General features: G+C 72.2%; 10 protein-coding genes. 7 read left to right on the plus strand and 3 right to left on the minus strand.

All coding sequences use genetic code 11. The features are described from left to right. Window positions 1–126 precede the first annotated feature (126 nt). Entirely contained in the window at window positions 127–1113 is a 987-nt protein-coding gene (locus AB0P41_RS11225; protein WP_356712486.1) for an aldo/keto reductase, read from the plus strand. A gap of 82 nt (window positions 1114–1195) precedes the next feature. On the opposite strand, the gene AB0P41_RS11230 is transcribed toward AB0P41_RS11225, so the two are convergent. Then, window positions 1196–2227, minus strand: a complete 1032-nt coding sequence (locus tag AB0P41_RS11230; RefSeq protein ID WP_365931427.1) for a ketoacyl-ACP synthase III family protein — start codon at window positions 2225–2227, stop codon at window positions 1196–1198. Between the two features lie 173 nt (window positions 2228–2400). On the opposite strand from AB0P41_RS11230, the gene AB0P41_RS11235 reads away from it, so the two are divergent. After that, complete coding sequence (locus AB0P41_RS11235; protein ID WP_365931429.1) at window positions 2401–3402, plus strand: acyltransferase domain-containing protein; 1002 nt, start codon at window positions 2401–2403, stop codon at window positions 3400–3402. A gap of 55 nt (window positions 3403–3457) precedes the next feature. Further along, complete coding sequence (locus AB0P41_RS11240; RefSeq protein WP_365931431.1) at window positions 3458–5068, plus strand: acyl-CoA carboxylase subunit beta; 1611 nt, start codon at window positions 3458–3460, stop codon at window positions 5066–5068. Window positions 5069–5103: 35 nt separating this feature from the next. On the opposite strand, the gene AB0P41_RS11245 is transcribed toward AB0P41_RS11240, so the two are convergent. After that, a complete protein-coding gene (locus AB0P41_RS11245) occupies window positions 5104–6774 on the minus strand; it encodes a hypothetical protein (RefSeq protein WP_365931586.1) in 1671 nt (556 codons plus the stop codon). 156 nt (window positions 6775–6930) lie between these two features. After that, window positions 6931–9156, minus strand: a complete 2226-nt coding sequence (locus AB0P41_RS11250; RefSeq protein WP_365931432.1) for an elongation factor G-like protein EF-G2 — start codon at window positions 9154–9156, stop codon at window positions 6931–6933. Window positions 9157–9433: 277 nt separating this feature from the next. Here AB0P41_RS11250 and pgsA point away from each other — a divergent pair, with 277 nt between their 5' ends. Genes pgsA through AB0P41_RS11270 form a run of 4 tightly spaced genes read left to right on the plus strand, consistent with a single transcriptional unit; the run spans window position 9434 to window position 12794 of the window. Continuing rightward, window positions 9434–10117, plus strand: a complete 684-nt coding sequence (gene pgsA / locus AB0P41_RS11255; protein ID WP_356712496.1) for a phosphatidylinositol phosphate synthase — start codon at window positions 9434–9436, stop codon at window positions 10115–10117. Continuing rightward, window positions 10114–11037 carry a phosphatidylinositol mannoside acyltransferase gene (locus tag AB0P41_RS11260; protein ID WP_356712498.1) on the plus strand — a complete coding sequence of 308 codons (924 nt, stop codon included), beginning with the start codon at window positions 10114–10116 and terminating at the stop codon, window positions 11035–11037. The genes pgsA and AB0P41_RS11260 overlap by 4 nt, the downstream gene beginning before the upstream one ends. Beyond that, window positions 11034–12194, plus strand: coding sequence for a glycosyltransferase family 4 protein (locus AB0P41_RS11265; protein WP_356712500.1), 1161 nt, complete (start codon window positions 11034–11036; stop codon window positions 12192–12194). Before AB0P41_RS11260 ends, AB0P41_RS11265 begins: the two co-directional genes overlap by 4 nt. Before the next feature lie 54 nt (window positions 12195–12248). After that, window positions 12249–12794: a hypothetical protein gene (locus AB0P41_RS11270; protein WP_356712502.1), complete on the plus strand. Its 546-nt coding sequence runs from the start codon at window positions 12249–12251 to the stop codon at window positions 12792–12794. The last annotated feature ends 121 nt before the right edge of the window (window positions 12795–12915 follow it).

The following is a 12915-nucleotide window of genomic DNA, read 5'->3' on the forward strand; positions in this document are numbered from 1 at the left end:
ACCTGTCGGGTCATTAGTTAGTCGGCTATATTTTCGACGCGGGCCCCAACTCGCGTACCTCGCGGCGCGTTCGGCGCCCGTACCCCTTCGTGCCGTCCGGAACGGGCGGGCTATGGAAAGGCATTCATGGAGAACAGGAAGCTCGGCGCCGCCGGTCTGGGCGTCTCGGCTCTCGGCCTCGGCTGCATGGGCATGGCCGGCGCATACGGCACAGCGGACACGGACGAGGCAGTCGCCACGGTCCGCCGGGCGCTCGACCTGGGGGTCAGCCTGATCGACACGGCCGACTTCTACGGACCGGGCACCGCCGAGAAGATCGTCGCCCAGGCCCTGGAGGGCCGCCGGGACGAAGCCGTGGTCGCCACCAAGTTCGGCATGCGGCGGCCGGCGGCCGGTCCGCCCTACGTCGACGGCAGCCCCGCCTACGTCCGGGAAGCCTGCGAGGCGTCCCTGCAGCGCATGGGCCTGGACCACATCGACCTCTACTACCTGGCCCGGCTCGACCCGAAGGTCGACATCGAGGAGACCGTGGGCGCCCTGGGCGAGCTCGTGGCCGAGGGCAAGGTGCGGCACATCGGGCTCTGCGAGGTCTCCGCGCGCACCCTGCGGCGGGCGAACGCGGTCCACCCGATCGCGGCGCTGCAGACCGAGTACTCGCTGTGGGAGCGGCATGTGGAGGCGGAGATCCTGCCCGCCTGCCGTGAGCTCGGCACGGGCTTCGTGGCGTACAGCCCGCTCGGCCGCGGGTTCCTCACCGGCGCCTTCGACAGTGCGGAGGACCTGGACGCGGACGACCAGCGCCGCAACCACCCCCGGTTCCAGAGCGAGAACTTCGACCACAACCGCAACCTGGTGCGCACGGTCGAGGAGCTGGCCCAGGAGAAGGGCGTCACCCTCACCCAGCTCGCGCTGGCCTGGGTGCTGGCCCAGGGCGGCGACATCGTGCCGATCCCCGGCACCCGGCGCGTCTCCCACCTCGAGCAGAACGTCTCGGCGGCCGATGTACGGCTGACCGACGACGATGTCGCCCGGCTCTCCGGCCTCTTCCCGGCCGGTGCCACCGCAGGACCGCGCTACCCCGCGCACTTCATGCGCACGATCGACCAGAGCTGACCTCCGCAGGTACCGCGGCGGCGGGGCGCCCCTCCGGGGGTGCCCCGCCGCCGCGTGAGCGGCCTGCGGCCTCAGATCCGTCTCATACCGTCCAGCCGGGGGCCCGCAGCACCTCCACCACCGCGCACGACCAGGTGAACCCCGCCCCCACCCCCATCAGGACGCACAGATCGCCGGATCCGAGCGCGCCGGAGCGGACCAGGTGCTCCAGGCCCGCTGTCTGGTCTCCCGCCCCCAGGTGTCCCACCCGGCTGCTGAACTCCCAGGTGGTCCGGTCGGCCTCGATCCCCAGCGGACCCAGGCAGTTGCTCTCCAGGCGGCGGCGCCCGAAGTGCGGCAGCACCCACCGGGAGATCTCCGTGGCGTCCGCCCCCGCGTCCGCCAGGGCCTCCTTGACGACGTCTCGTTGCCCGGCCGCCACCCGCGCCACGCTGAACGACATCCCGGCCCGCGCCACGTACCGCTTCTTGTGCGCCTCCAGGTCGAGCACGCCCGGCGGAGCGGTCCGTGCCGTCCCGAAGGGGTCACCCTCCCGGTGCATCCCCTCCAGTTCCGGGTCCGAGACCACGGCCAGCGAACGCACCCGGGCGAACCCCCGCCCCGCCGAGAGCAGCATCGCCGTACCGCCGTCGGCGTAGACGGTCCCAGGGTCGCTGTGCCACCGGTCGAAGCCCGGCGGGCAGAACCGGTCGGCGGTGGTGAGCAGAACCTCGCCGCCGCCCTGTGCCAGGACCGCGGAAGCCAGCAGGAGACCGGCCATGCCACCGTTGGACACCTGGCGCACCTCCAAGGCCGGACAGCTCGCGCGGACGGCCCGGCGCTGTACGTACGACGCGGTGCCCCACAGGGCGTTGCCCTGCTCGTACAGGCTCGCGTGCAGCAGCATCCGTACGTCCGAGCCGTCCGTCCCCGCTCGCTCCAGCGCCCGTTCCGCGGCCCGCACGGCCATCTCCGCCGGCGCCGGGGAGCCGTCCTCACACACCGTCACCGACCGCATGCCGCTGCGCGCCGCCGCGGACGCCTCCCAGTCCCCTCTGGCCACGGCCTCGGCCACCGGCAGGGCGGGCGGCAGCCAGCTGCCGAGTCCGGCGACGTAGAGCTGATCGCACCTCATGGACATCCTCTCCGGGCCCGCACCCACGGGCGCCCCTCAGATGGTCCGGTGCGCTTCTCGACCGCGGATCGAGGATTGCTGGAGGACCTCGATCCGCCGTCGAGCGTGCCTGTAGCGGGCCCCGGCAGGATCGGCCCGCGCACCGCTCGGCGCGGAGCGCGGGAGGGGAAGCGATGACGAACACGATGCCGGTCACCGGAGCCGAGCCACTGCCGGCGGCTCTCCTGCTGCCGGGCCAGGGAGCCCAGCACCCTGGCATGGCCACCGGTCTCTACGGACACGACGAGGTCTTCACCGAAGCGGCGGACGAGGTGTTCGCCGCTCTGGGGGCTCCGGGCGCGGAGGTGCGTGACGACTGGCTGGCGGAACGGCCCGGTGTGCCGATGGATCACGTCACCCGGTCCCAGATCCTGCTGTTCACGATCGACTACGCCCTCGGCCGGACCGTCGGGTCCTGGGGGGTGCGCCCGGTGGCACTGCTCGGTCACAGTGTGGGCGAGATGGCGGCAGCCGTACTCGCCGGGGTCTTCACCCTCTCCGACGCCGCCCGCCTGATGTGGGACCGGGTGACCCGGCTCGCCGGGGGACCGGCCGGCGGCATGGTCGCGGTGGCGGCCACCCCCGACACCCTGACGCCCTATCTGCGTGACGACGTGGTGGTCGGAGCGCACAACGCGCCGCGTCAGACGATCCTGGCCGGCCCCGAACCGCACCTGGGGGAGGTGACCGCGGCGCTGCGTGAGCGCGGGCTGGTGTGCCGGGCCGTGCCGTCGTCGACGCCCTTCCACAGCCCGGTGCTCGCTCCCCTCGCGGCAGGGGCGGAGCCGGTCTTCGCGGCGGTGGGCGCCAGGCCTCCCGGCCTTCCGCTGATATCCGGCTACTCCGCCGCCCCGCTCACGGCGGAGCAGGCCGCCGATCCCGCCTGGTGGTCCTCCCATCCGGCGGCGCCGGTGCGCTTCTGGCCGGCGCTGGACCACCTGCTGTCCGGCGCCGGGCGGCAGCTCGTGGAGTGCGGGCCCGGCCGCGGCCTGTCCGCGATCGCCCGGCGGCACCCGGCGGTACTGGCCGGCCGGAGCAGGGTGCTTCCGCTCCTGCCCGCAGGACCGTCCGATGCCGCCGGTACGCGGGACGGCCTGGCCGCCGCCCGGGAGCTCCTGACCGCATACGCCGCTTGAGCTTCTCCCCCCGTCATCCGGCGGGCCACCGCCGGCTCCCCGGAAAGGACGTCAGATGACCACCAAGGATACGCCCGCACCGACCGCCGCACCGGCTTCCGCCCCGCATTCCGCGTCCGGCATGCGTCTACGGGTCGACGAACTCGACGCCCTGCGCGCCCGCGTGCACGCCGGGCCCGACGAGAAGGCCACCGACGCCCAGCACGCCCGCGGGAAGCTGACCGCCCGTGAACGGATCGGCCTCCTCCTGGACCCGGGCACCTTCCACGAGGTGGGGCAGTTCCGCCGCCACCAGGCGACCGGTTTCGGACTGGAGACGAAACGTCCGCACACGGACGGCGTCATCACCGGCTGGGGCGAGGTCGAAGGCCGGACCGTGTTCGTCTACGCGCACGACTTCCGCCTGTTCGGGGGTGCGCTCGGAGAGGCACACGCGGCCAAGATCCACAAGATCATGGACATGGCCCTGGAGGCGGGCGCGCCGATCGTCTCCCTGAACGACGGGGCCGGGGCCCGCATCCAGGAGGGCGTCTCGGCCCTCGCGGGGTACGGCGGCATCTTCCGCAGAAACACCCGCGCCTCGGGCGTGATCCCCCAGATCAGCGTCATGCTCGGCCCGTGCGCCGGGGGCGCGGCCTACAGCCCCGCACTGACCGACTTCGTGTTCATGGTGCGCGGCACCTCACAGATGTTCATCACGGGGCCGGACGTCGTGAGGGCGGTCACCGGTGAGGAGGTCACCCTGAGCGGGCTGGGCGGCGCGGACGTGCACGCGGAGGTCTCCGGGGTCTGCCACTTCGCCTACCACGACGAGGAGTCCTGCCTCACCGAGGTCCGCTACCTGCTCGGACTCCTGCCCGCGAACAACAGCGAGCGCCCGCCCGGGGCCGCCACCGGCGACCCCGTCACCAGGCGGTCACCGCGGCTGCTCGACCTCGTGCCCGCCGAGGGCAGCAGGCCCTACGACATGCGCGAGGTGATCGCGGAACTCGCGGACGACGACGAGGTGCTGGAGGTCCACGAGCGCTGGGCACCCAACATCCTGTGCGTCCTGATCAGGCTGGCCGGTGAGGTGGTGGGCGTCGTCGCCAACCAGCCGCTGGCACTCGCCGGCGTGCTGGACATCAAGGCGTCCGAGAAAGCCGCGCGCTTCGTCCAGATGTGCGACGCCTTCAACATCCCGCTGGTCACCCTGGTGGACGTCCCCGGCTTCCTCCCCGGCGTCGGCCAGGAGCACGAGGGCATCATCCGGCACGGGGCCAAACTGCTGTACGCCTACTGCGACGCCACGGTGCCCAGGGTCACGGTGATCCTGCGGAAGGCGTACGGAGGCGCGTACATCGTCATGAACTCGCAGTCCATCGGGGCCGACCTCACCTTTGCGTGGCCCACCAACGAGATCGCGGTGATGGGCGCCGAGGGCGCGGCCAACGTCATCTTCCGGCGCCGGATAGCCGGAGCGGACGACCCCGAGGGGACCCGCGCCCGGCTGGTGAAGGAGTACCGGGCCGAACTCATGCACCCCTACTACGCGGCGGAGCGCGGACTGGTGGACGACGTCATCGATCCGGCCGGGACCAGGGAGACGCTCGTGTCGGCTCTCGCCGTGCTGCGGTCCAAGGCCGCCGGACCGGCGCCCCGCAAGCACGGCAATCCACCCCTCTAGAGCGCCCGGGAGGCGCCCCGGGGTGCCGAGTCGCCTCAGGCGTCGTAGACGTCGGCCTTCCTCGGGGCGGGGTCCTGGACCAGTCCGCTGAGGATCATGGAGCGGTTGTCGAAGCGCTCGGTGTCGACGCCGTGTTCCTTCAGGACCCGCATGGTCGCGGAGTGGACGACGCGCAGGACCGGGGTGGCCGTCCGCATGGCGTCGTCGGCCATGAAGCGGTGGCCCCACGGCTTGGCCGCCCAGGCGTGCCGCAGGCCGAAGGGCTCGGGCAGGACGATCTTGCCGCCCAGGTAGTCGAGCAGCGGCGGGTACCAGGTGAAAGGGGCACGCAGGGAGAGCCTGACGACCTCGCTCGCCTTGATCAGGGGGAGCGTGACCTTGCGGGTCTCCCAGAACCTGACCGCCTTCTTGACCGTCTTGGTCGCCGCTTCCGGCTTGGTGAGGAAGAGTCCGTGGACGGGGCCCAGGGCGTGTCCGGTGACCTCGATGCGCAGGGTCTCGTGGAGCACGGTGACCGTGATCAGCATCGTGATCACGAGCTGGCCGTCCCAGAGGGTGAACTGCACACCCAGGTAGTGGCGGTTGCCGCTGCCGAACTGCTGGTGGTTGCAGATGCGCTGTATCTCGTGGGGCTTGATCTGGAAGGTGGCGACGTCCTCGCCCTCGGGGCGGGAGACGGAGTCCGCGTTCTCGCCGACGGGGGAGACGATCCAGTGCTTGACCGACGGGGTGGGGAAGCCGCCGGTGTTCAGCGGGCCGCGCTCCAGCATCTTCAGCTGGTCGTGGATCGCCCGCACGACGTCCCAGCTGCGGAACTGGTGGATCTCCTTGGCGGGGTCCTCCGGGGTCAGTTCCTCGGCGAGCTGCCAGCTGCCCCAGCGGGTCCCCATGCCGAGGATGCCCTTGGGGCCGGCGTAGAAGACGGCGTTGGACTGCTGCTCGGCGGAGAGCTTCTCCAGGCCCTGGCGCAGTGCTTCGCGGGCCGTCTCGTTGGGGTTCTTGGGCACGGCCTCGGGGATCTTGGCGCTGACCCCCGTGCCGGAGAGGAGTCCTTCCCAGCGGGCGCGCAGATCCTTGACCGATGTCTCGGCGATCCGTTTGGCGAGCAGCCAGCCGATCAGCGGGGCGATGGCGGCGGCCCGCAGGTAGAGGGCCAGGAAGCCGGTGAGCGGCATGGCGATCAGGAAGAACGCGGCGCCGGCGCCGAGCGCGATGAGCAGGATGGCACCCAGCGCCTGGAAGAACCTGTCCTTGGACCTGTTGAGGAAGTCGCGCAGCCGGAAGGCGAGGACCCAGAGGATCAGGCCCGGCAGGAAGACGAAGCCGAAGACGGCGGTGATCAGCGTCAGCTTCGTGTCGCGCGCCTTGCGCAGCCGGGTCGCGGAGAGGCAGTGCTCGACGACGGTCTGCGGGTCGGTGCCGAAGGACTGGATGAGCGCGTTGCGGCCACCGCCGAGCATGCGTTCCTGCACGGCCCGGGAGAACGCCTCGCCGAGATTCGGCTTGAAGTAGTCGGACTTGAACAGCTTCGAATCGCCCGGTTTCACCTCGGACTTGTGCCACTCGCTGTTGGCCTTGAGGATCTCCGTCACATCGCTGTCGCGGTACGCGGCGGAGGCGAGGGCGTTGGTCGCCACCGCCTGCCCTCCCGAGCCCTGGAGCGGGATCTGCGCTCCGGGAGAGAAATCGAATCCGTCGTTGGCCACTGTCGCCCCCACTCGCCCGCACGGTCTGCTCCTGCGGCTGTTCCCAACTACCGTACGTCGCACACCTTCTGAGCTGGGCCCACAGAGTATCGTCCGGGCGCGCCGTCCGCCCGCTGTCGTGACCGGGGGCGGGCGGAAGGCGTCAGATCCAGTCAGCTAACTCGATTTTGTGCTGTTTTCCGGCGCTTCGCGGAGGCGCTCGGCCAGTTGGGGCGGCATCGGTTCGTGCCGGGCGTACGCCCGGTCGAACCGTCCGGTGCCGTGCGTCAGGGAGCGGAGGTCGACGGTGTATCTGCCGATCTCGACCTCCGGCACCTCCGCCCGTACGAGCGTGCGCCCACCGGTCGCCTGTTCGGTGCCGACGACCCGCCCGCGCCGCCCCGCGAGATCGCTCATGACGGGCCCCACGTAGTCGTCCGGGACGAGGACGCCGACCTCCGCGACGGGTTCGAGGAGCTGGACGCGGGTGTCGGCCGCGGCCTCGCGCAGCGCCAGGGCCCCCGCGGTCTGGAAGGCGGCGTCGGAGGAGTCCACCGAGTGCGACTTCCCGTCGAGCAGGGTGACGCGTACGTCGACGAGCGGGTGGCCGGCCGCGACACCGCGGGCCGCCTGGGTGCGGACGCCCTTCTCCACGGACGCGACGAACTGCCGCGGCACCGAACCGCCGACCACCTTGTCGACGAACTCGATGCCCGCGCCGGGCGGCAGCGGCTCGACCTCGATCTCGCAGACGGCGTACTGGCCGTGACCGCCGGACTGCTTGACGTGCCGGCCGCGCCCCAGGGCCCGCGCGGCGAACGTCTCGCGCAGCGGCACGCGATGGGGCTCGGCGTCGACCTGCACCCCGTACCTGCCGCGCAGGTGTTCCAGCGCGACCTCCGCGTGCGCCTCACCCATGCACCACAGGACGACCTGGTGGGTGTCCTGGTTCTGTTCGAGACGCATGGTCGGATTCTCGGCGACCAGGCGGGTAAGACCTTGGGAGAGCTTGTCCTCGTCGGCCTTGCCGTGTGCGCGGACCGCCAGCGGGAGCAGCGGGTCGGGCGTCGCCCACGGCTCCATGAGCAGGGGCTCACCGCTGCCGGAGAGGGTGTCACCGGTCTCCGCCCCGCCGAGCTTGGAGACGCCGGCCAGGTCTCCCGCGACACAGCTGTCCAGGGGACGCTGCTGTCCGCCGAACGGCGCGGAGAGGGCCCCGACGCGCACGTCGGCCTCGTGGCAGGGGGGCGCGCCGCCTCCGGGGCCGGTGAGGCCGTGGCCGCACACGTGCACGGTGTCGTCGGGGCGCAGGGTGCCGGAGAAGACGCGGACGAGGGAGACCCGTCCGACGTATGGGTCGGAGGTGGTCTTCACGACCTCGGCGACCAGGGGCGCCGCCGGGTCGCAGACGGGGGCGGGGCGCGGGGCGCCGTCCGGGGCGGTGACGGCGGGCAGGGTGCGTTTCACGGGCGAGGGGAAACCGCGGGTGATCAGGTCCAGGAGCTCCACGGTGCCGATGCCCTGGCGGGCGCCGCCGGCTGCGGGCGCGGCGGTGAGGACGGGGTGGAAGGAGCCGCGGGCGACGGCGCGTTCCAGGTCCTCGACGAGGGTCGTGACCGCGACCTCGCCGCCGCCGAGGTAGTGGTCCATCAGGGTCTCGTCCTCGCTCTCGGCGATGATCCCCTCGATGAGCCGGTTACGGGCCTCCAGCAGCGGGCCCCGCTGGTCACCGGCGGGCGGTACCTCCTGCCGTTCCCCCGAGGAGTAGTCGAAGATCCGCTGCGTGAGCAGTCCGGTGAGCCCGGTGAGCGGGGCGTGGCCGTCGGGGCCCTCGGCCCCCTGCACCGGCAGGTAGAGGGGGAGTACGGCGTCGGGGTCGTCGTGCCCGAAGATCCGGCCGCAGATCCGGGTCATCTCGTCGAAGGACGTACGCGCGGTGTCCAGGTGCGTGACGACGATCGCCCGGGGCATCCCGACGGCCGCGCACTCCTCCCAGACCGCGCGGGTCGTGCCTGCCACCGCGTCGGCCTCCTGGGCGGCCGAGACGACGAAGAGGGCCGCGTCCGCCGCGCGGAGACCGGCCCTGAGTTCCCCGACGAAGTCCGCGTAGCCGGGGGTGTCCAGCAGATTGATCTTGTAGCCGTCCCATTCGACGGGCACCAGCGAGAGCTGTACGGAACGCCGTCGGCGCCGTTCGGTCTCGTCGTGGTCGGAGACGGTGGTGCCGGCCTCGACCCGGCCGGCCCGGTTCAGCGCCCCGGCCGTCAGCGCGAGTGCCTCGACCAGAGTGGTCTTGCCCGAGCCGCTGTGGCCGACCAGCACCACGTTCCGTACGGAAGCGGGCCGGCCGGCCGTCGCCGCCCTGCCGGCGGCTCCGGTGTGCGTGTGAGTCCTGTCGCCCATGATGCGTGCCTCCCGATCGGTTGGCGCTGTGCCGCAAGAGCTGGGGGAGTGGATGCACGGGCAGGACGGAGCCGCCGCGGCGGCTTCGGCGACGCCCGCGGTCATTCGAGCTTTTCACCCGTGCCGGAAGCCGTCCATACGTCGCACACGGCGAAGCATGACTTCCGGGACATCGGGCGGGACGGGGTGCCCCGCCGTTGCGCGGCACGGCTGGTGACTACGATGGGCCAGCCGGTGGCCGAAAGGGCCGCGGCGCCCACCGAACCTCGGGAAGGCCATGCTGAACAAGTACGCGCGTGCATTTTTTACGCGTGTCCTCACACCGTTCGCCGCTCTGCTGCTCCGCCTCGGGGTCAGCCCCGACGCGGTCACGCTCGTCGGTACGGCCGGAGTGATGGCCGGTGCGCTGGTCTTCTTCCCCATGGGGGAGTTCTTCTGGGGCACGATCGTGATCACGGTCTTCGTCTTCTCCGACCTGGTCGACGGCAACATGGCCCGGCAGGCCGGGATCTCCAGCCGGTGGGGCGCGTTCCTGGACTCGACGCTCGACCGGGTGGCGGACGGGGCGATCTTCGCCGGGTTCGCGCTCTGGTACGCGGGCAGCGGTGACGACAACGTGCTGTGCGCGGTCGCGATCTTCTGCCTGGCCAGTGGCCAGGTGGTCTCGTACACGAAGGCGCGCGGCGAGTCGATCGGCCTGCCGGTCGCGGTGAACGGACTGGTGGAGCGCGCCGAGCGGCTCGTCATCTCGCTGGTCGCGGCGGGCCTCGCCGGCCTGCACGGCTTCGGGGTGCCGGGCATCCAGGTCCTGCTGCCGATCGCGCTGTGGATCGTCGCCGCAGGCAGCCTGGTGACGCTGGTCCAGCGCGTGGTGACCGTGCGCAGGGAGTCGGCCGAGGCCGACGCCGCGGCCGCCGTCCAGGGCGGGACGCCGGGACAGGGGAGCGAGGCCGCGCAGTGAGCGGCACCGGATCCGATCTCAGGGGCCGGCTGACCGACGGGCTCTACGGCCTGGGCTGGGGCGCGGTCAAGAAGCTCCCCGAGCCGGCCGCCACCGCGCTCTTCCGCACCCTGGCCGACCAGGTGTGGAAGCGGCGCGGGAAGTCCGTGCTGCGGCTGGAGTCGAATCTCGCCCGGGTGGTGCCCGACGCGGACGCCGCCCGGCTCGCCGAGCTGTCGAAGGCCGGCATGCGCTCGTACATGCGCTACTGGATGGAGTCCTTCCGGCTCCCGACCTGGACGCCGGAGCGGATCAGGGCCTCCATAGAGGTCCGGGACGCCCACCGGCTCACCGAGGGCCTGGAGGCGGGCCGGGGTGTCGTACTCGCGCTGCCGCACCTCGGCAACTGGGACCTGGCGGGCGCGTGGGTCACCACGGATCTGAAGGTGCCGTTCACCACGGTCGCCGAGCGGCTCAAGCCCGAAACCCTCTACGACCGGTTCGTGGCCTACCGCCAGGGCCTGGGCATGGAGGTCCTGCCGCACAACGGCGGGGCCGCGTTCGGGACCCTGGCCCGGCGGCTGCGCGCCGGCGGGCTGGTCTGCCTGGTGGCCGACCGTGATCTGTCCGCCTCCGGCGTCGAGGTCGACTTCTTCGGCGACACCGCGCGCATGCCCGCAGGCCCGGCGTTGCTGGCCCAGCAGACCGGCGCGCTGCTGCTGCCCGTGACCCTCTGGTACGACGGCACCCCCGTCATGCGGGCGCAGGTCCATCCGCCCGTCGCCGAACCGGGGACAGGCACCCGGGCCGAGAAGACGTCCTCCATGACACAGGCGCTGGCCGACGCCTTCGCCACCGGGATCGCCGAACATCCGGAGGACTGGCACATGCTGCAGCGGCTCTGGCTCTCCGATCTGGAACCCCAGGGGGAAGCTCCGTGAAGATCGGCATCGTCTGCCCGTACTCCTGGGACGTTCCGGGCGGGGTGCAGTTCCACATCCGCGACCTGGCCGAACACCTGATCCGCCTCGGCCACGACGTCTCCGTACTCGCCCCCGCCGACGACGAGACACCGCTCCCGCCGTACGTCGTGCCCGCCGGCCGGGCCGTGCCCGTCCCGTACAACGGCTCGGTGGCCCGGCTGAACTTCGGCTTCCTGACCGCCGCCCGGGTCCGGCGCTGGCTCAACGACGGCACCTTCGACGTCATCCACATCCACGAGCCCACCACCCCCTCGGTGGGCCTGCTGGCCTGCTGGGCGGCGCAGGGGCCGATCGTCGCCACGTTCCACACGTCCAACCCCCGCTCCCGGGTCATGATCGCGGCGTACCCGATCCTCCAGCCCGCACTGGAGAAGATCAGTGCGCGGATCGCGGTGAGCGAGTACGCCCGGCGGACGCTGGTCGAGCACCTCGGCGGCGACGCCGTGGTGATCCCGAACGGCGTCGACGTGGACTTCTTCGCCCGCGCGGAGCCGAAGGCCGAGTGGCAGGGCGGCACGCTCGGCTTCATAGGGCGCATCGACGAGCCGCGCAAGGGGCTGCCCGTCCTGATGAAGGCGCTGCCCGCGATCCTCGCAGCCCGCCCGGAGACCCGGCTGCTGGTCGCGGGGCGCGGCGACGAGGAGGAGGCGGTCGCCTCGCTGCCCGAGGAGATGCGCTCGCGCGTCGAGTTCCTCGGCATGGTGAGCGACGAGGACAAGGCCCGGCTGCTGCGCAGTGTCGACGTGTACGTCGCGCCGAACACCGGTGGGGAGAGCTTCGGCATCATCCTGGTCGAGGCCCTTTCGGCCGGGGCGCCCGTCCTCGCCAGCGACCTGGACGCGTTCGCGCAGGTGCTCGACCAGGGAGCGGCCGGCGACCTGTTCGCCAACGAGGACGCGGACGCCCTGGCCTCGGCCGCGATCCGGCTCCTGGGCGACCCGGAACGCCGTGAGGGGCTGCGGGAGCGGGGCAGCGCGCATGTGCGCCGATTCGACTGGACGACCGTCGGTGCGGACATCCTCGCGGTGTACGAGACGGTCACGGACGGGGCCGCCGCCGTGGACACGGACGAACGCACGGGGCTCCGCGCGCGTTTCGGTCTCGCCAGGGACTGAGCGGGTGCTACCGGCGGGACCGGGTGCGCCCGGCCGACGGTAGCCTTGCCGCCCGTGATCGAAATCATCGTCTGGACCGTCGTCGCGCTGATCGCGATCGGCCTGTATCTCAGCTGGACCGCCGGGCGGCTCGACCGGCTGCACGCCCGCATCGACGCGGCGCGGGCGGCGCTCGACGCCCAGCTGCTGCGCCGTGCCTCGGTCACCCAGGAGCTGGCCACCTCCGGTGTCCTGGACCCCGCCGCGTCGATCGTGCTCTACGAGGCCGCGCACGCGGCGCGGCAGGCGGAGGAGGAGCAGCGCGAGGTCGCCGAGAGCGAGCTGAGCACCGCCCTGCGGGCCGTGTTCGGCGAAGTGGCACAGGTCGAGGCCGTGAAGGAGTTCCCGGGCGGCGAGGACGCGGCGAAGGAACTGGCCGCCGCCGTACGCCGCGTACCGATGGCGCGCCGCTTCCACAACGACTCGGTGCGCGCCGCCCGCGCGCTGCGCAGGCACCGGACCGTACGGCTGTTCCGGCTCGCGGGGCACGCCCCGTTCCCGCTGGCGTTCGAGATGGACGACGAGCCGCCGGTCGCCCTGGCGGACCGGCCGGGCAGCTGAGCGCGGACCTGCCCGGCGGCTGAGTGGCGGCCTGCCGGCCGGCCCGGAGGCGTGCAGAACGATCCACCGGGTGTTCATTGGCCCTTGCTGTGGACTGCTCCCGGAGCGTTTGCTCGGGTCT

The sequence above is a fragment of the Streptomyces sp. NPDC079167 genome (genome assembly GCF_040686735.1).
In the GTDB taxonomy this organism is placed as follows: Bacteria; Actinomycetota; Actinomycetes; order Streptomycetales; family Streptomycetaceae; genus Streptomyces.

Excerpts from the sequence above, each read along its gene's own strand:
- AB0P41_RS11225 (WP_356712486.1), top strand. The coding sequence starts at position 127 with ATGGAGAACAGGAAGCTCGGCGCCGCCGGTCTGGGCGTCTCGGCTCTC.
- pgsA (WP_356712496.1), top strand. The coding sequence starts at position 9,434 with ATGCTGAACAAGTACGCGCGTGCATTTTTTACGCGTGTCCTCACACCG.
- AB0P41_RS11250 (WP_365931432.1), bottom strand. The coding sequence starts at position 9,156 with ATGGGCGACAGGACTCACACGCACACCGGAGCCGCCGGCAGGGCGGCG.
- AB0P41_RS11230 (WP_365931427.1), bottom strand. The coding sequence starts at position 2,227 with ATGAGGTGCGATCAGCTCTACGTCGCCGGACTCGGCAGCTGGCTGCCG.
- AB0P41_RS11235 (WP_365931429.1), top strand. The coding sequence starts at position 2,401 with ATGACGAACACGATGCCGGTCACCGGAGCCGAGCCACTGCCGGCGGCT.
- AB0P41_RS11240 (WP_365931431.1), top strand. The coding sequence starts at position 3,458 with ATGACCACCAAGGATACGCCCGCACCGACCGCCGCACCGGCTTCCGCC.